General features: G+C 44.2%; 16 protein-coding genes and 1 pseudogene. 9 read left to right on the top strand and 8 right to left on the bottom strand.

The window, feature by feature from the left end; translation table 11 throughout:
- Positions 1-143: 143 nt before the first annotated feature.
- The 5 genes from dnaJ to hpt form a co-directional block, all read right to left on the bottom strand.
- Entirely contained in the window at positions 144-1,298 is a 1,155-nt protein-coding gene (gene dnaJ, locus AABK40_RS01310; RefSeq protein WP_338397442.1) for a molecular chaperone DnaJ, read from the bottom strand.
- Between the two features lie 101 nt (positions 1,299-1,399).
- A complete protein-coding gene (locus AABK40_RS01315; protein ID WP_332919811.1) occupies positions 1,400-2,002 on the bottom strand; it encodes a nucleotide exchange factor GrpE in 603 nt (200 codons plus the stop codon).
- A 110-nt stretch (positions 2,003-2,112) separates the two neighbouring features.
- A complete protein-coding gene (gene obgE / locus AABK40_RS01320; protein ID WP_332919810.1) occupies positions 2,113-3,120 on the bottom strand; it encodes a GTPase ObgE in 1,008 nt (335 codons plus the stop codon).
- 234 nt (positions 3,121-3,354) lie between these two features.
- Positions 3,355-3,930 carry an adenylate kinase gene (locus AABK40_RS01325; protein WP_332919809.1) on the bottom strand — a complete coding sequence of 192 codons (576 nt, stop codon included), beginning with the start codon at positions 3,928-3,930 and terminating at the stop codon, positions 3,355-3,357.
- A gap of 87 nt (positions 3,931-4,017) precedes the next feature.
- Positions 4,018-4,545 carry a hypoxanthine phosphoribosyltransferase gene (hpt, locus tag AABK40_RS01330; RefSeq protein ID WP_332919808.1) on the bottom strand — a complete coding sequence of 176 codons (528 nt, stop codon included), beginning with the start codon at positions 4,543-4,545 and terminating at the stop codon, positions 4,018-4,020.
- A 386-nt stretch (positions 4,546-4,931) separates the two neighbouring features.
- On the opposite strand from hpt, the gene upp reads away from it, so the two are divergent.
- From upp to AABK40_RS01345, 3 genes are all read left to right on the top strand, one after another.
- Positions 4,932-5,588: a uracil phosphoribosyltransferase gene (upp, locus tag AABK40_RS01335; RefSeq protein ID WP_332919807.1), complete on the top strand. Its 657-nt coding sequence runs from the start codon at positions 4,932-4,934 to the stop codon at positions 5,586-5,588.
- Between the two features lie 147 nt (positions 5,589-5,735).
- Positions 5,736-6,689 carry a calcium/sodium antiporter gene (locus AABK40_RS01340; RefSeq protein WP_332919806.1) on the top strand — a complete coding sequence of 318 codons (954 nt, stop codon included), beginning with the start codon at positions 5,736-5,738 and terminating at the stop codon, positions 6,687-6,689.
- Positions 6,690-6,811: 122 nt separating this feature from the next.
- A complete protein-coding gene (locus AABK40_RS01345) occupies positions 6,812-7,228 on the top strand; it encodes a small multi-drug export protein (protein ID WP_332919805.1) in 417 nt (138 codons plus the stop codon).
- A gap of 244 nt (positions 7,229-7,472) precedes the next feature.
- On the opposite strand, the gene ispF is transcribed toward AABK40_RS01345, so the two are convergent.
- Positions 7,473-7,952: a 2-C-methyl-D-erythritol 2,4-cyclodiphosphate synthase gene (ispF, locus tag AABK40_RS01350; RefSeq protein ID WP_421953294.1), complete on the bottom strand. Its 480-nt coding sequence runs from the start codon at positions 7,950-7,952 to the stop codon at positions 7,473-7,475.
- 143 nt (positions 7,953-8,095) lie between these two features.
- On the opposite strand from ispF, the gene AABK40_RS01355 reads away from it, so the two are divergent.
- On the top strand, positions 8,096-9,442 hold the full coding sequence (locus tag AABK40_RS01355) for a YihY/virulence factor BrkB family protein (RefSeq protein ID WP_332919804.1): 1,347 nt from the start codon (positions 8,096-8,098) through the stop codon (positions 9,440-9,442).
- Between the two features lie 90 nt (positions 9,443-9,532).
- On the opposite strand, the gene AABK40_RS23820 is transcribed toward AABK40_RS01355, so the two are convergent.
- Together AABK40_RS23820 and AABK40_RS23825 are read right to left on the bottom strand one after the other, a co-directional pair.
- Positions 9,533-10,261: a M16 family metallopeptidase gene (locus AABK40_RS23820; RefSeq protein WP_421953303.1), complete on the bottom strand. Its 729-nt coding sequence runs from the start codon at positions 10,259-10,261 to the stop codon at positions 9,533-9,535.
- A gap of 135 nt (positions 10,262-10,396) precedes the next feature.
- Positions 10,397-10,828, bottom strand: a pseudogene (locus AABK40_RS23825) (M16 family metallopeptidase); the annotation flags it as partial.
- A gap of 181 nt (positions 10,829-11,009) precedes the next feature.
- Between AABK40_RS23825 and AABK40_RS01365 the strand changes: the two are divergent.
- The 5 genes from AABK40_RS01365 to AABK40_RS01385 all read left to right on the top strand — a co-directional run bounded on the left by AABK40_RS01365 (position 11,010) and on the right by AABK40_RS01385 (position 17,071).
- Positions 11,010-13,625 carry a hypothetical protein gene (locus tag AABK40_RS01365; RefSeq protein WP_338397444.1) on the top strand — a complete coding sequence of 872 codons (2,616 nt, stop codon included), beginning with the start codon at positions 11,010-11,012 and terminating at the stop codon, positions 13,623-13,625.
- Positions 13,626-13,646: 21 nt separating this feature from the next.
- Positions 13,647-13,982 carry a bacillithiol system redox-active protein YtxJ gene (gene ytxJ / locus AABK40_RS01370; protein ID WP_332919801.1) on the top strand — a complete coding sequence of 112 codons (336 nt, stop codon included), beginning with the start codon at positions 13,647-13,649 and terminating at the stop codon, positions 13,980-13,982.
- 97 nt (positions 13,983-14,079) lie between these two features.
- Complete coding sequence (locus AABK40_RS01375) at positions 14,080-14,811, top strand: hypothetical protein (protein ID WP_332919800.1); 732 nt, start codon at positions 14,080-14,082, stop codon at positions 14,809-14,811.
- Positions 14,812-15,033: 222 nt separating this feature from the next.
- Positions 15,034-15,930, top strand: coding sequence for a lipoyl synthase (gene lipA, locus AABK40_RS01380; RefSeq protein WP_332919799.1), 897 nt, complete (start codon positions 15,034-15,036; stop codon positions 15,928-15,930).
- Positions 15,931-16,147: 217 nt separating this feature from the next.
- A complete protein-coding gene (locus AABK40_RS01385) occupies positions 16,148-17,071 on the top strand; it encodes a YbbR-like domain-containing protein (protein WP_332919798.1) in 924 nt (307 codons plus the stop codon).

Raw genomic sequence — 17,071 nt, forward strand, 5'->3', positions numbered from 1 at the left:
AACAAAATCCACCATAACCAAATTTTATTCTGATCGTGGTGGATTTAGGGTGTTTACAGACGAACCGGAAATTCATTACATAAAAAAACAGCCCTTACAACTAAATGTAAGGGCTGTTTTGTATTTCTATTGATCAGTTTCTATTAAAAGAACTCACGCATTCTTTCGAAGAAGCCTTTTTCTTTCTTGCCTGGGTCTGGCTGGAAGTTGTCGGCAGTGCGCAGTTTTTCAAGCATCTCTTTTTCCTCTTTAGACAAATGCTGAGGTGTCCAGACATTAACATGAATCAACTGATCGCCTGTGCCATAGCCATTGATGTCGCGGAAACCTTTACCTCTCAGGCGAAGAATCTTGCCTGATTGTGTGCCTTCCTCGATCTTGATCTTCACTTTACCATCAATCGTTGGTACTTCAACGTGTGTTCCCAAAGCAGCATCAGCGAAGTTCACGTACAATTCATAAACAACATTGTTACCTTCACGCTTCAGTGACTCATGTGGAATCTCTTCGATTACGATCAGTAAATCACCAGGAATTCCACCACCTTTAGGCGCATTACCTTTGCCGCTCATGGACAATTGCATTCCTTCAGAAACCCCTGCAGGGATTTTTACCGTGATGACCTCCTCTTTGGTTTCAACACCTGCCCCACGACAACTGTCGCAGTGCTGATCTACCATTTGTCCCGAGCCGTTACAGTTCGGACAAGTAGATGCTGAACGCATTTGCCCCAACATGGTATTGACGATCTTCTGAACCTGTCCCGTACCCTGACAGGTAGGACAAGTGCGAAGTGATGAGCCATTCTTTGACCCGTTACCGCCACAGCTGTTACATGCATCCTGGCGCTTCACCTTGATTTTCTTCTCTACACCATGTGCCATCTCTTCAAGCGTTAGCTTGAGTTTGATGCGCAAGTTGGTGCCACGACGCTGACGAGGACGTCCGCCTCCGCCACCACCGCCACCGAAGAAGCTGTCGAATGGGCTGCCACCGCCGCCACCGAAGATGTCTCCGAATTGCGAGAAGATGTCGTCCATATTCATGCCTCCGCCACCGCCGAAGCCTCCGCCACCCATTCCCTGGTGGCCGAACTGGTCGTAACGCTGACGTTTCTGAGCATCACTAAGGACTTCATAAGCCTCAGCTGCTTCCTTAAATTTTTCTTCTGCCTCTGGGTTATCAGGGTTTTTATCAGGGTGATACTTGATCGCTACCTTGCGGTATGCTTTCTTGATTTCCGCTTCGGAAGCGCCCTTTTGCAGCCCTAATACCTCGTAATAATCTCTTTTGGCCATTTGCTAAATATGGATTAAAGCGTAAGTGGTGCATTTCAGGGCAAAGGATATTGACCCTGTGCCCTGAAGTGCAACCGACTAAAACTCGATTCTTTTTAAATTTATTTTGCGCCCACAACAACCTTCGCGAAGCGAATGACCTTGTCGTTAAGCTTATATCCTTTACCAACTACGTCGAAAACCTTGCCTTTTAGCTCCTCTTCGGGAACAGGAATTTCCGTAATCGCATCATGAATGTCCGTATCGAAGGCGTCGCCCTTCTCCGTTTCAATGGGAGTCAGTCCGAACTTTTCCAAGATTGATTTCAAATTTTTAGAGATCAATACTGCACCTTCATGAACAGATTTGGCATCCATTTCTTCGTTGAAATTGTCGTTTGCACGATCAAAGTTATCAACAACAGACAACAGCTCACCGATCAATTTTTCGTTGGCATTTTGTACCAAGTCCAATTTTTCTTTTGCCGTACGGCGGCGGAAGTTGTCAAATTCAGAATACAGACGCAAATACTTGTCTTTTTGCTCCTGAACCTCGGCCTTTAAAGCATCGACTTCAGCAACTTCTTCTTGTACTTCCTCTTGAGGTGCTTCAGTGTTTTCCTCTTGAGTGGTTTCGTTTTCCGCTACAGGTTGCTCTACTTGCTCCTTTGTAGTTTCTTCGCCCTGTACGTTTTTTTCCTCTTCGTTTACAGTATTTTCTGCCATTACTAAAAAATGGTTAAATTATCTACATGAATTCTTATCTCAATTAATTTGCCAATTGGAGAAATATGTCAAATTGTCTAAAATGACTGACATAAATCTGCCAAAATGAGCTATTTGTCATCTTCAGGAGCATTCAGCCCTTGCCAGATAGCATCTTTTAATTGATCTAAGTTAGTTTGTGTAATTGATGAAATAAAGAGTGTTTTTACTCCTTCAGGAAGATCTTCTTTGAATTCCTCCATCATTTCCTCATCCAGCATATCGGTTTTGGTGATGGCCAGAATGTGGTGTTTATCCAGCAGTTCTGGGTTGTACTGCTCAAGTTCACCACGCAATACGCGGTACTCTTCTTGCACATCCTCGGTATCTGCAGGAATCATGAACAACAGCATGGAGTTACGCTCAATATGGCGTAAAAATCGCAAGCCAAGCCCTTTTCCTTCTGCCGCTCCTTCGATAATTCCAGGAATATCGGCCATTACAAATGAGCGGTTGTCGTAATAAGAAACCACCCCAAGGTTAGGCACCAAAGTGGTAAATGGGTAGTCTGCAATCTCAGGGCGCGCGGCTGAAATACTGGAAAGAAGGGTGGATTTTCCGGCATTTGGGAAGCCTACAAGGCCCACATCAGCCAAAAGTTTCAGCTCCAAAACCAGCCACTCTTCCATTCCTGGTTCGCCAGGCTGTGCAAAGCGTGGAGTTTGATTTACTGCCGTTTTGAAATTCTCGTTGCCGAGGCCACCTCGCCCACCGGGGGTAATGATGATTTCCTCATCATGTTCGGTGATTTCTGCACGGATTTCATTGGTTTCAGCATCACGGATGATCGTCCCCAATGGTACTTCGATGATTTCATCTTTTCCCTGAGCTCCACTAGAACGCATGCCTCCGCCAGATTCTCCAACTCCAGCGATAATGTGCTTGCGGTAACGCAAATGCAGCAATGTCCATAATTGGGAGTTTCCCCGAACGATAACGTGACCACCACGGCCACCATTACCACCATCTGGTCCCCCGCGGGGAACGTGTTTTTCTCTACGGAAACTTATTGCACCGGAACCGCCTTTGCCGGAACGGGAGCATAATCGAACGTGATCGATAAAGTTTGAAGCTGACATATATGTATAACTAAGTGCTTTTTCTTGATTTGATACGCTCAGCCGTTGCAGAACGCATAATTAACCCGCAAGTTACCAAAATTTCGGTGATCTTCCCTGTTTGGTCACCTGCTTTGTTGCTAACTATTTTAAGGGTAATGTTTTATCAGAATCAAAAACTGTTCCGCAAAAAAAAACAGCCCTATCCACTAAGGAAAGGGCTGTAAAGTCAGCAATGTTTATTTCTGACGGAAATTATTGAAGTTTTTCAACCGCTTCGCAGATGTTGCCAAAGATAGACTCAATAGAGCCAACACCATTGATGCTTGCCAATTTGCCTTGCTTGTTGTAATACTCGGCAACGGGCAAAGTCTCCGCTTTATATACACTGATGCGATTGTTAATTTTATCAATGCTTTGATCATCCGCGCGTCCTGAAGATTTACCACGCTCCAAAATGCGGTTTCTCAATTCTTGATCTTCTACCTCCAAGGCGATCATCCCGCTGATAGGCGTGTTTTTGCCATTCATCAGCGTATCCAATGCTTCTGCCTGTGCCACAGTACGCGGGAAGCCATCAAAGATGATTCCTTTAGCGTCCGTTACCTCTTTCAGGCGATCATCAACCATATCAATCACTACTTTATCAGGAACAAGGTTACCGTTGTCCATGTAGCTTTTGGCCAATTTGCCCAGTTCAGTTCCTTCGCCTAAGTGTTTGCGGAAAAGGTCTCCTGTAGAGATGTGTAACAAACCATATTTTTCAATCATTAACTCTGACTGAGTTCCTTTACCTGCACCAGGAGGGCCGAACAGAACGATATTAAGCATAAGTGTAAAAATTTAAATTATGAAATTGTTATTTCGGTATGAAGTTAAAAATCTCTCGGAGATTAACTCCTTAAAAAAATGAATTTTTTATTCCGCAAGCTGATAAATAGCTGGGAGGTTACGTCCCAGGCCATCGTAATCCAGACCATATCCAACCACAAATTTGTTGGGGATCTCGAATGCGGCATATTTTACAGGAATATCTTTTTTGTAAGCTTCAGGCTTATAAAGCAGCGTGGCGATCTCAGCAGATTTCACTCCTTTGTCATTCAAAAGGTTCATGATATGCTCCAAGGTGTTGCCAGTGTCTACGATATCTTCGATGATCACTACATCTTCTCCTTTAAGAGAACCTTGCAAACCCACCAATTCTTTAATAGAACCTGTAGAGTTCATGCTCTCGTAAGAGGCCAGCTTAATAAATGATATTGTAGATTCTAAATTTGTTTGACGATACAAGTCGGCAGCAAACATGAAAGACCCGTTCAGTACTGCCAAGAAAATAGGCTTTCTGCCCTCGTAGTCCTTATTGATTTGTTGCGCTAATTTCTCGATGCCTTGAGCCAATTGCTCCTCATCTATAAACATCTTGAATGCCTTGTCTTTTACAATCATCACCTTGAAATTTTTATAAAATAAAAAAGCCCTTAATGAGCTTAAGGGCAAGCAAATATAATAGCTTCATTTCAGTATTGAAACCCTGCACCGATAAAAAGCTGTTTTTTTTGATAAAGTGAATCATTGCTTGATCTATCCTTTAGGCTTGTTATTCAATCATTAAGATGCTTTTGTTTGCTGATATATATCATGTTATTCAGTTGAATTTTTATTTTTGAGCAGTGAATTGATATAATTAACAGGAATTTTAATAATTATTACAGATTTTGTGAATGATTCTGATTCTTAAAATCTTTCAATTTATGATTAGAAACAGCTGAGTGTAAATCAAGTTAAATAGCTATATTTGCAAAGGATTTAATGATAAAATAAATACGCTTGTTTTGAAGATTTTTAGATTAAATAGTGAATCGTCGGTTGCCAACCATTTTCTGGCAGAGATGCGTGATGAAAATATTCAGAAGGATACCATGCGCTTCCGCAGAAATATTGAACGCCTTGGGGAATTGATGGCCTATGAGGTTTCCAAAGACCTGCCGTATGTTACCAAGACGGTCAAAACACCATTGGGTGAGAGCGAGATACCGATGCTGGAAAAGCAGCCTATCCTAATGACCGTGCTTCGTGCAGGCCTGCCGTTTTACAATGGTTTTATGAATATCCTCGACCAGGCCTCGAGTGGTTTTATTGGTGCATACCGTACACCAAACCCTGATGCCGAAGATGGTTTCGAGATTGATTTGGGCTATGCGGCTTACCCTAACCTGGAAGGTCGTGATTTGATTATCGTAGACCCAATGCTTGCAACGGGCCGTTCGCTGGTAGATTCGATCGAGAAAGCGATTGAAAAGGGAAATCCTCGATCAATTCATATTGTTGCGATTATTGCCGCACCTGAAGGGGTTGCTTATGTGAAAGAGCGTATGGGTGACCGTTGCTCGGTATGGTTATGTGCAGAGGACAGCCACCTGAATGAAAAATCTTACATTATCCCTGGTTTGGGAGACGCAGGCGATTTGGCATTCGGGTCCAAGGATTAAGCCTTTAAAAAAGGTGATTTTTAAGAAAAAGCAGATTGATGGTCGCACATCGGTCTGCTTTTTTTTATTCACTGCATTGCTCTTCGCTTTAAGGTCTTTTTACTAATATTGTAGTCTTATACAACCGTATTACTTTTTAGGTTTTCTATGAATCCAATGTTAATCAATATTTTATCCTTGATCGGAGGGCTGGTATTACTGATCGCCGGAGGGCATTACCTGGTTAAAGGAGGCTCTACTTTGGCATTACGCTACAAGATTTCGCCGATGGTCGTTGGGCTGACGGTCATTGCCTTTGGCACCTCAGCACCCGAGTTGCTGGTCTCTGTGCAGGCGGCATTCCGTGGCAGTCCCGATTTAGCGATGGGAAATGTGGTGGGCTCCAATATTTGTAACCTGGCATTGGTTTTGGGAATTACCGCCCTGATCAGTCCGATTATGGTGGATAAAAAGACCATGAGAATCGATTGGCCCGTAACCTTTGTCGCTTCTTTACTGCTTTTTGTACTGGTGCATGGTGGCATGCTGAGCCTGGTGGAGGGCGCTGTTCTTTTTGCAGGCCTGATCGCCTATTTAGCCTATCAGATGGTGGATGCAAAACGAAACCCACACGTTCCTGAGGAAGTGGCTGAAGTACTGGAGCAGGGAATTACGGGCAGTATATTTACGGATCTTATGTGGATACTCGTCGGTGGAATTGGCTTGTATTTTGGGTCAGATTTCTTTGTGGGTGGTGCGCAGGCGATTGCATTGTACTTTGAAGTGCCCGAGCGGGTTGTTGGACTGACCGTAGTGGCGCTGGGAACGAGCCTGCCCGAGTTGGTGACCTCAGTTATTGCCGCACGCAAGCAGCAGGTTGACCTGGCTTTGGGGAATTTACTGGGCTCCAATATTTTCAATATTCTTTGTATCCTCGGGATCACTTCCATGATTCACCCGATTCATGTACAGCAGGCTTTTATTTCCAACGACATGATTTGGATGCTGGCCATTACCCTGGTGGTTTTGCCGATGATGTGGCTGGGCAAAAAAATCAGCCGTGTGGATGGCGCTATTCTGCTGGGGTTATATATTACTTATACCGTTTTGGTGTTGGTATAAATTGCGGTAAACGAAGATCAAAAAGGCCGTTTCTCATGATTTTTTTCAAACTGTCCGATTAATCGACATAGGGATAACCAATCCTGAGTTGTGGCCGTTGTGATCATGTGGAGATTGTAGCAATGAGTAAGTATATACCTGTCTATCTGATCAGTATGATCAAGTTTATTGGTGGGCCCGCCCTGGGTTCAACACTTGGCCTGACTTATTGGGAAACCGTTGCCTTGAGTGTACTCGGGATGATGACCTCCGTCGTGATTATTTCCTTTTTCGGATTGCAGCTGCGCAGATTTATGCAGCGAAAAAAACTCCTTGGCAAGAAAAAATTCTCACCGAGGAGTCGTCGTTTTGTCTTCATCTGGAAGACCTTCGGGCTTTGGGGTGTTGCTTTCCTTACCCCCGTATTTTTCAGCCCAATAGTTGGTACTTTACTTGCTGCGCTGATGGGTGCCTCGCGCCCAAAACTATGGGCCTACATGTTTATTTCATCCGTATTTTGGAGCCTGAGTCTCAGTTATGTGGTGCACAGTCTGCTTTAGGGTGGAAGATGGCAGGCACACAACAGTGTTTGCAATTTATTACACCAAATAAAATTTGCGCTCGCCTATTTTGACCATAGAATGAATTCCAGGTCTATTGCAAAAAGCCTTTTCATGACTTATGGGCTGAAGACACATCTTTTAATAGCTTCGGGTTTTAACCCGATGGATATATGTAACGGGAAAAAATTTGGATACTGATTCTCCATTGACCGTTATGCAACAGCCTCCGTATTTAGGTCAATTAAGCCTTCTGAATCAGTACCGTCGCGTAAGCAGAGATTCCCTCCTCACGGCCTACAAAACTCATCTTTTCAGTCGTTGTTGCCTTAATCGAAAGGTCTTCCTCTTCTATGCCCATCACTTCGGCAAGCACTTTTTGCATTTCAAGAATATGCGGGTTGACTTTCGGTTGCTCCAAACAGATGGTCGAGTCAATGTTACCAATTTCATAACCCTTTTCCCTGATGAGCTTCATGACTTCAGCTAAAAGAATCTTGCTGTCAATTCCTTTGTATTTCGGGTCTTTATCGGAAAAGTGGTAACCAATATCACGCAAGTTCGCTGCGCCAAGCAGGGCATCGCAAATTACATGTACCAGCACGTCGGCATCAGAATGGCCTACCGATCCTTTGGTGTGAGGGATCTTGATGCCTCCCAGCCATAAATCATATCCTTCTTTTAATTGATGGACATCATAACCGAATCCTACTCGAATTTTCATAATTTAATAATATCTTAGTTTCTTTAAAGATAAGGGAACATTAGGGTGCTACCAAATGAAACAACCTGCTCCTATTCTCTATTGTATGGGTACAAAAATATTAAAACATCGGGCATCAGCCGAATATTTCTTAAGAAAGGCGAATGAATATTTTACAGTTTGATTACAAAAAATTTTTAGAAGAGGACATCTGGAATGTTCAGCTGAAACACATGCCTCTGGGCAAAAAGATCGGGTACCGCAGTTTGCGGGTGCTTACTTTGGCATTCAATGGGTATGTTAAGAATACCATTCCCCTGCGTGCGGCGGCGCTTACTTACTATACGTTACTGTCGATTGTTCCTGTGCTGGCGCTGGCATTTGGTGTGGCCAAGGGTTTTGACCTCGACCAAAAGCTGGAGGCCATTATCTACGATGCGCTAAAAGGTCAGCAGGAAGTGGCTACGCAGCTGGTGGAATTTTCGGAGAAGATGCTCTCCAACGCCAAAGGTGGCGTGGTGGCAGGAATTGGTTTTTTGGTACTTTTTTACTCCGTAATGAAGTTGGTTTACAGTATTGAAACAAGCTTTAACGATATCTGGCAAGTGAAGCAGCTGCGGTCTGTGGCACGTAAATTTACCGATTACACAACCATGATCATCATAGCCCCCATCCTGGTGATCATATCTTCCTCTTTGAATGTCATGGTGGTTTCTAAACTGCAAGAGCTGACCAGTGAAGTGGATAATTCCTTTGTGAATGAGTACCTCAGTCAGGGGGTAACCATGGCCGCTACCCTGTCGCCATATATTATGCTGATGTTGCTCTTTACGGTGGTTTACCTGATTATGCCTTACACCAAGGTTCCTGTAAAGTATGCGATAGTGGCGGGCGTAATCGCTGGTTTTTTTGTGCAGACTTTGCAATGGATTTATCTTGATCTGCAAATTGGCGTATCGAGCTATAATGCGATTTATGGTAGTTTTGCCGCCTTGCCACTGTTAATGATTTTCTTTCAGCTGAGCTGGCTTGTGGTGCTGTTGGGAGGGCAGTTGGCGTATTCATTGCAATCCGTGAGGGAGCATACCCGAACCATGCGACTGGGCCGAATACCTCACCGTAACTTGCGGACTGTCGGGCTGATGGTATGCCGTGAGGTGGCCCGTGATTTCATCTCCGAGAAAACACCACCTTCCATCAACGACCTCGAAGAGCGACTTGATGTTCCCTTTTTCTATCTTGACGATGCGGTATCGAAATTGAAGAATGCGCACCTGATTGTGGCGGTGCACGAGGGAGAGGAATCGGATGAGCGTTCGGGCTTGGTGCCTGCAATCCCGATGGAGCATTTGACGGTTTTACGGGTTGTAAAAGCTTTGGAAAAAGTGGGGGTTTCTGATCAGGCATTAAAACAGTCTTCAGATTTTATGCAGTTGCAAAACCGCCTTGAACAGATGCACGAAGCTTTAATTGAGCATGACCTCAACGAGCGAATTATTGATATTCTATAAAAGTAAAAATCCCCATTCCAATAGCAGGAGTGGGGATTTTAATTTAAAGACCCTATCGATACAGGCAGCATTCAGCCTGAGGCGTCTGGTTTATTTTTTTGCTTTGTAGTGCATCGTTGTACAGCTATTATTTACGAGGTATTTATTGGCTACCGATTTAATGTCATAAGCCGTTACTTGGTCGATTTTCGCCAGTTCCTCATTGATCATGTTCGCGTCGCCCAAAACATCGCCCATCGCAAGGAACATCGCACGGTTGAGCAACTCAATTTCAGAGAAGGCATGAGATGCCTGTGCCTGATTTTTGGTCTTTTCTATGGCGGTATCATTAATGCCCGCTTTCATATTGTCCAATACCTCAGTAATGCGAGATTCGGCATAGTCCAGCGTAACCCCCTCATTCAGTTTTCCGCCAACGACAATCAAACCTGGGTCAAAAGAACCTGAAGCATAAGCACTGATAGAGTTAAATACCTGATCCTGCTTAACGAGGTCATTGTACAGCATGGACGATCGCCCTTTGCCCAAAATATCATTCATCAGGTCAATGGCATAATAGTCCGAATGCAGGCGCTCAGGCATACGGAAAACCTTGTAAATGGCATCCAGCGGAACGTCAGCTTCAATTTCCAGGCGTCGTTCTACCAATTGCGCAGGCTCAACAGGCAATAAGCGCTGATTTTTCGGCCCTGCAGGAATACCGCCAAACCATTTTTCACTCAGCCTTTTCACCTGCTCCACGGTAACCTGTCCTGCAACCACTAATGTCGCATTGTTTGGTCGGTAGAATTTATAAAAGAACTCCTCGACATCCGCCATTGTAGCTTGCTCAATGTGGGAAATGTCCTTTCCAATCGTTGGCCAGCTGTAAGGGTGCGAGGTATAAACTACTGGGCGCAGCTTCAGCCATAGGTCGCCATAAGGCTGATTGAGGTAACGCTGTTTGAATTCCTCAATAACTACTGAGCGCTGTACTTCAAGAACTTTGGGGTCGAAAGAGAGACTCAGCATCCGATCTGACTCCAGCCAAAAAGCAGTTTCCAGATTTACAGCGGGCAAGTTGATGTAGTAATTTGTGATGTCGGGGGTCGTGAAGGCGTTATTATCGCCTCCAACCAATTGCAGTGGGGTATCGAACTGCGGAATATTTTTTGATCCGCCAAACATCAGGTGCTCAAAGAGGTGCGCAAAGCCTGTTTTATCTTCAGACTCATCCCTTGAACCTACATCGTAAAGCAAGTTAACCGCCGCCATGGGAGTACTATGATCTTCATGTACAATGACTTTAAGGCCATTTTCTAATTGAAAGCTTTCAAATTTTATCATATTAGTTTTTGAGCAGATGTAGGATGCACAAGGAGCGGAGTCGCTTCTGCATTGGAACATATTTTATAATGGAAGTGTAAAAATAGTAAAAAACCATTAGTAAAATTAAGTATTGGGGAGTTGTTCACTTCAATTAGTGATGAATATTGCACATCTTTGAAAAGAATCCTTTTTTTAGCGAAAAAGATTCTTTTTTTTGAGGAAATATCGTTTGCTAACCCATTGTGCCTCACCTAAAGTGATGGAATTAATTTGGCCTGCTGCTTTGCGCATGAATTTTATAAAAAATCTACATAAAACATTTGACCGCATCATCCCACTATTCTTTGTGGCGATACTAACGGCTTTTTTGCCGTTGGGAACTGCTGTGGCTCAAAATAAAATCCCTTCTTCTTCCGATGCCATCATGTACCAGTCTGGAAAACAAAAGTCCAGTCAGGGGTCTAATTATCTTCGCCGGCAGGCTAAAGAACGGGAAAAATCCTCCAGAAATGCTCAACAGGGACTGAAAAAGATGAAGCGCTCCCAGCAGCTCGAGTCCAAGTACATGTCCCGTGAGATGAAGAAGTTTAAAGGGAATCGCAAGCGAAAGAACCGGAAGGCGGTTTATAAAAAATCTTCCCGCAAGGCGCGTAAAGGTGGCGGCGGAATGACGCAGGCTACTCCCGAGCGATTTAACCGACAGGTACCACAGCGTGGAGAAAATATGACCACAGAGAAGCCTTTGGTTGCGGAACGCTTTAAGGAACGTCCATCGAACTTTGATAAATACCGTGGCGGTAAGGGGCACAATGTGGCCTATGATGCTGGCGGAGGAGTTACAGGAAAACACCGTTCGCAGGAATTAAAAAAGCAGGGGCAATTTAGGTCTTCGGCAGACATTTCTAAGAAATACCTTTCAAGGAAGCAGTCGGGAAGCTATGGGGCGCCAGGACAGCGTCGTCAGGTAAAGAACAAACGGGCGGTGTATAAGTATGCCTCGAAAAAGCAGATGAATAACCGTGGGGAGTATAAACTGACTGCCGAACGTTTCAAGACCTACCCGAACCGCGATAAGTTTAATCCTGGGAAAATGGATCGCGTCAGCCCAAATGCGGAAAAGCGGAAGCGGGCAGACAAAGCTGGGGAGGCGCAGTTTCAGGGTATGGCGAAATCCTCGAAGCAGCTTGAACAACGTCGATATACTGGCCACTCTTCTTATAGTGGTGATTTGCGTCGCCGCCAGACGGCCAACAGTTATGAACAGCGAAAATACAAGTCCTCCGAGGCACTGAGCCAGGGGATGTCAAAAACAAAGCGACAGAATGATCGCCGCCTAACTTCGAATTCGACGGGGCAGTCAAGATATAGTGGTGATTTGCGTCGCCGCCAAACGACGAACAGTTATGAGCAGCGAAAATATAAATCTTCCGAGGCACTGAGCCAGGGGATGTCGAGATCGCAAGGTACTATGGCTGATCGTTCAGCACGGAAATTTGTAGCAACACAGTCGTCAAACTATACGGGTGATCTTCGGAAGAAGCGCGCCAATAAATATCAGATGATGGCCCAAAAATCATCGGAGGCTCAGCGTCAGGGTGGTTGGAAAGGTTCGGCTGCGGATATTTATTTGGGAAGGCAGTTATCGGCGAGGAAGCATAATAAATTCAGCGGAACTCAGCGACAAGAATCTTTCCGTCAGAAAAACTCCAAGATGGAAAAAAGCTCAGACCGACTGCAGAAGCAGGGGCTGACCCTCGGAAAGCCGATGGATTCGAGGGCTTTGGAAACTGCCTTTATTACGCGGTCTTATCATCAGCAGAAAATTATGAAAGGGGGCGAGAGCCGCGACCAGCGTAAAGCTCGGATGATGGCCAAATCGGCAGAAATTCAGTCGCAGGGCATGACGAAAGTGCGGACAAAGAACAGTCAGTTTGAACAATATAAGTACAAGTCTGGAGAAGGATTGAAACAGGGTATGACGGTGGTGGATACTCAGCGGGAGAAAATGAAGCGTTATGAGTTTCAGTCGGAACACCGGCAGCGTTTTACTGGGACTTTTGTTCAGCAGAATAAAGTAACGAAGTATCAGGATAAGTCTGCGGAAGCTCAGGGTCAGGGGATGTTTATCGTCGATACGCACCGCCAGAAGATGGCGCGTTATGAGGCGATGTCGAAGTTGGCGCATCAGTATGAGGGCGATCGCATACAGCGAAATAAGGTAACGAAGTATCAGGATAAGTCTGCGGAAGCTCAGGGTCAGGGGATGTTTATTGTCGATACGCACCGCCAGAAGATGGCGCGTTATGAGGCGATGTCGAAGTTGGCACATCAGTATGAGGGCGATCGAATTCAGCAAAATAAAGTCGCTAAATACCAGGATAAGTCAGCAGAAGCTCAGGGTCAGGGAATGTTTATTGTCGATACTCATAAGCAGAAGATGGCACGTTATGAAGCGATGTCGAAGTTAGCGCATCAGTATGAGGGGAATATGGTATATCGTAATAAAGTAAGTTACTTTCAGGATAAATCAGCAGAGGGGCTCAAGCAGGGCTTGTATGTGCCTGACCAAACGAAAACGAAGCAAAAATACTATCAGCAAAAATCTAAAGAGGCGCATTTGTATGCAGGGAACCTTCCTGCCAGAAAGTACTATGGACAGGTGCAGGGCCGCCGACAACTCATGGCCTCACGGATGTTGAGGTACAGTGGAGAGCCGCATGCGGAAGTAAGCCGACTGGGCTACTGGTGGAAGGACCTCTGGAGTAACGATAATGAAATGAAAGCCGTTAGAGTAAAAAAGAAAAAGCCAGGTTACAACTCCCGTGAAGCCGAGATTTGGGAGACGGAACGTCCTTTTGGAAATATTAACAATTAGCCTTTTATAACTCAATAGAAAATGAATTGGAATACATTAGATAGTGTTGATCAGCTGGATCAAATTGCGCAGGAATCTTTCGAACAGCCAGTAGTTTTGTTTAAACATTCTACCCGTTGCCCGACGAGCGCAATGTCATTACGTTTTTTTGAAAATGGCTTTAAGGAAGAGGCAGGAATCAAACCTTACTTTTTGGATTTGATCGTTCACCGAGACGTGAGTAACGAAATTGCCGTGAAATTCGGCGTCTTGCATCAGTCTCCACAGGTTATTTTACTGAAAGACGGCAAGGCGGTTTTTGATGCCTCGCATCATGAAATAAATTTCGCACACCTTCCCAAAGCACTACAAGCATAAATTTTCAGGTGAGTGATCATCAATAATGGTTACTCACCAAAACCTACAAACATTCGCACCTGCCAGAAGTAATATCCCCAACAAAAACCATCACCTCATGAGGCTTAAACTACACATCGTATTATTTTTTTTGGTTGCCTGGGCAGCTCCTACCCTTTCCAATGCCCAAGAACTTGATGACGACCTCTATCTTTCTCAATTTGTATGGGGGGTAAATAAAGCCTCAAATTCTGGCCTGATCGGTGGGTTCATGTTTCGGTACAGCAAAATGAAGAATGAGAAAACCTATCAGTCCTATGGGCTTGAAATAGTGAATATCAAACACGCTAAGGAACGCAGGGAATCAACCCTTACAGGTAGCTCTTATATTTTTGGGAAATCAAACTACCTGTACAATTTCAGATTTCAATATGGGCTGGAGCGCCGCCTATTCAGAAAAGCAGCTCAGCAAGGGGTTCAGATAAATTTCCTGACCTCCATTGGTCCTTCGATTGGTTTGGTAACGCCCTATTATATTGAGGTGGCAGGGGATGATGCTTCGGGAAATCGGCAACAATACGATCCCAACAACCCTGCCCATCAGAGGGGTTCAATTCTTGGCCCAGGGGGCATCTTTCAGGGAGTTCCAGAATCATCCTTTGCATTTGGGGGGAACCTCAAGGCCGCAATGACCTTCGAGTTTGGCGGCAGCAAAAAAAATATTGCGGGGATTGAGGTTGGCGCATTGATAGATGTATTCGCTCAAAAGGTGATCATCATGCCTAATGCAGAGAACAGTGCATTCTACCCGAATGTCTACATCACCTTTTACTACGGAAGCCAACGGTAAAAAATTAAAAACGATCTTCATCCACAAAGCATCTTTTCTATAAAGGATGCTTTTTTATTGCCTAAGAATAATGAAGATTAGCCCTATAGATAGTGATATAGGCGAAATTTATTGATACTCACCCTTCTATTTAACTTTTAATTTTGACCATTTTAATTACATTTGTGAATGATATTCATCAATAATGTGAATGTCAAACCTAAAACGTAAGCGTTTTTTTCTATGATTGATTTACCAGTAATAACCAGTGTTCCTAACGAAACAACAGCAGATGGCCGGACAAAAAAACCGTCATGGTTAAGGGTCAAGTTGCCTGTTGGAAAGGATTATAAGAATGTTAGGGATATTGTTGATAAGCATAAATTACATACCATCTGCCAAAGTGGTAATTGTCCCAATATGGGAGAGTGCTGGGGTGCAGGAACCGCCACTTTCATGATTTTAGGAAATGTGTGTACCCGTTCGTGTACTTTTTGCGCCGTATCTACGGGGCGACCACCTGAGTATGATGATGCAGAACCTCGCCGTGTAGCGGAGGCGATCACTAAAATGAAAGTGAAGCACGCTGTGATTACTTCGGTGAACCGTGATGAACTGAAGGATCGTGGTGCAGAGATTTGGTATCAGACGGTAAAGCTGACCAAAGAGATGAGCCCGTTAACAACGATTGAAACCCTGATTCCTGATGTGAAAGGCACTTGGTCTGCTTTGGAACGTATGGTTGAAGGTGGACAGGAAGTGGTTTCTCACAATATGGAAACGGTAGAGGAGTTATATCGCCAGGTGCGACCTCAAGCCAAATATGCCCGAAGCCTTGAGCAAATCCGCAGGACGAAAGAATTGGGGATGCGTACCAAAACGGGTATTATGCTTGGTTTGGGAGAAAAGCCAGAGCAGGTATTGAAAGCGATTGATGATTTAGCGGCAAATGGTTGTGATATCCTGACCCTTGGGCAGTACCTGCAACCGACCCACCGCCACCATGAGGTGATCGAGTTTATTACCCCTGAGATGTTTGAATATTACAAGCAGGAGGGTGAGCGACGAGGCATCAAGTATGTGGAGTCTGGGCCATTGGTTCGGTCGTCTTATCATGCTGAGCGCCATGTTAATGTATAGTAAGAAAAAAATCAATAGAAGGGGTAATGTTTTACATTACTCCTTTTTTTATACCTTTTGGTGGATAAAAGTTGGTTAATATTTAAAATTCAGAAATCAAATCATATTTTTGGGTAATCGCTTCACTCTAATTTTTGACTGGTTGAAAAAGTTAAAGAAAATTATAGCCTTGATAAGGAAATATGCGCCCTCGTCAGATCCTGCGCGCCTCAAAATTATGGGGATTTGTTTCTTGTCAGCTTTTGGCTTTTGGTTACTTACCGCACTGCAAAAAACAGATCATCGGATGGTGATCAAGGTGCCTATTGGCTATCGGTATAACCAAAGTGAGTTGAGTGTGATGAAACCTCTGCCCGCTTATGTACAAGTGGAGGTTTCTGGTGAGGGGTGGAACTTGCTGAAGCAGTATTCTCCTATTTCCGATACCCCGATAGAGATTATTTTGCCTTCAGATGCCTCGCGGAAGTATATTACCTCCTATGGTTTGAACAATGATGTCCATGAATTTCTGAGAGAGAGAGAACTCCACCTTGAGCGGATTTTAACAGATACCCTTCGATTTGATATTGATAAAAAGGTCAGAAAAAAAGTGAAACTCGCGGTGGAAATTGATTCCATAAGTCTTGCGCCTGGTTATCGGATATTATCAGCGATCAGTACTTTTCCCGATAGTCTTGAACTTCTTGGCCCAGCGCATTTACTGAAAAAGCAACCAGATGTATTTCATGTGAAGCTTCCGTTGAATAACATTGAAGGGGAAGTGAATGAACAGATTGATATTGCGGCGCAACTCAAGCCGTATATCAGTATTTTTCCTTCCAAGGTAAGGGTGGCTTTCGATGTCGATCACCTGGTGACTGTCAATCGAAAAATTAAAATGGAGCTGAAGCACTTTGACCCTAAAGGAGCCTGGTTCATCAACGACAGCAGCACCTATATTCAGTATGATATCCGTAGCAGAGATAAAGACCTTGACCTCCCTTTTCGTGTAGGGCTTGATTTTTGGCAACTCGATCGGGACTCGATGGTTATGCCCGATGTAATTTCCATTCCTAAACATGTAGAGAATGTTCATTTGGATTCTGGGGCCATAAAAATCCTGTTTAAGCAACCTGTAGTAAAGGAAGGTTCCAAAAAGTAA

The sequence above is a fragment of the Persicobacter psychrovividus genome, assembly GCF_036492425.1.
Taxonomy (GTDB): domain Bacteria; phylum Bacteroidota; class Bacteroidia; order Cytophagales; family Cyclobacteriaceae; genus Persicobacter; species Persicobacter psychrovividus.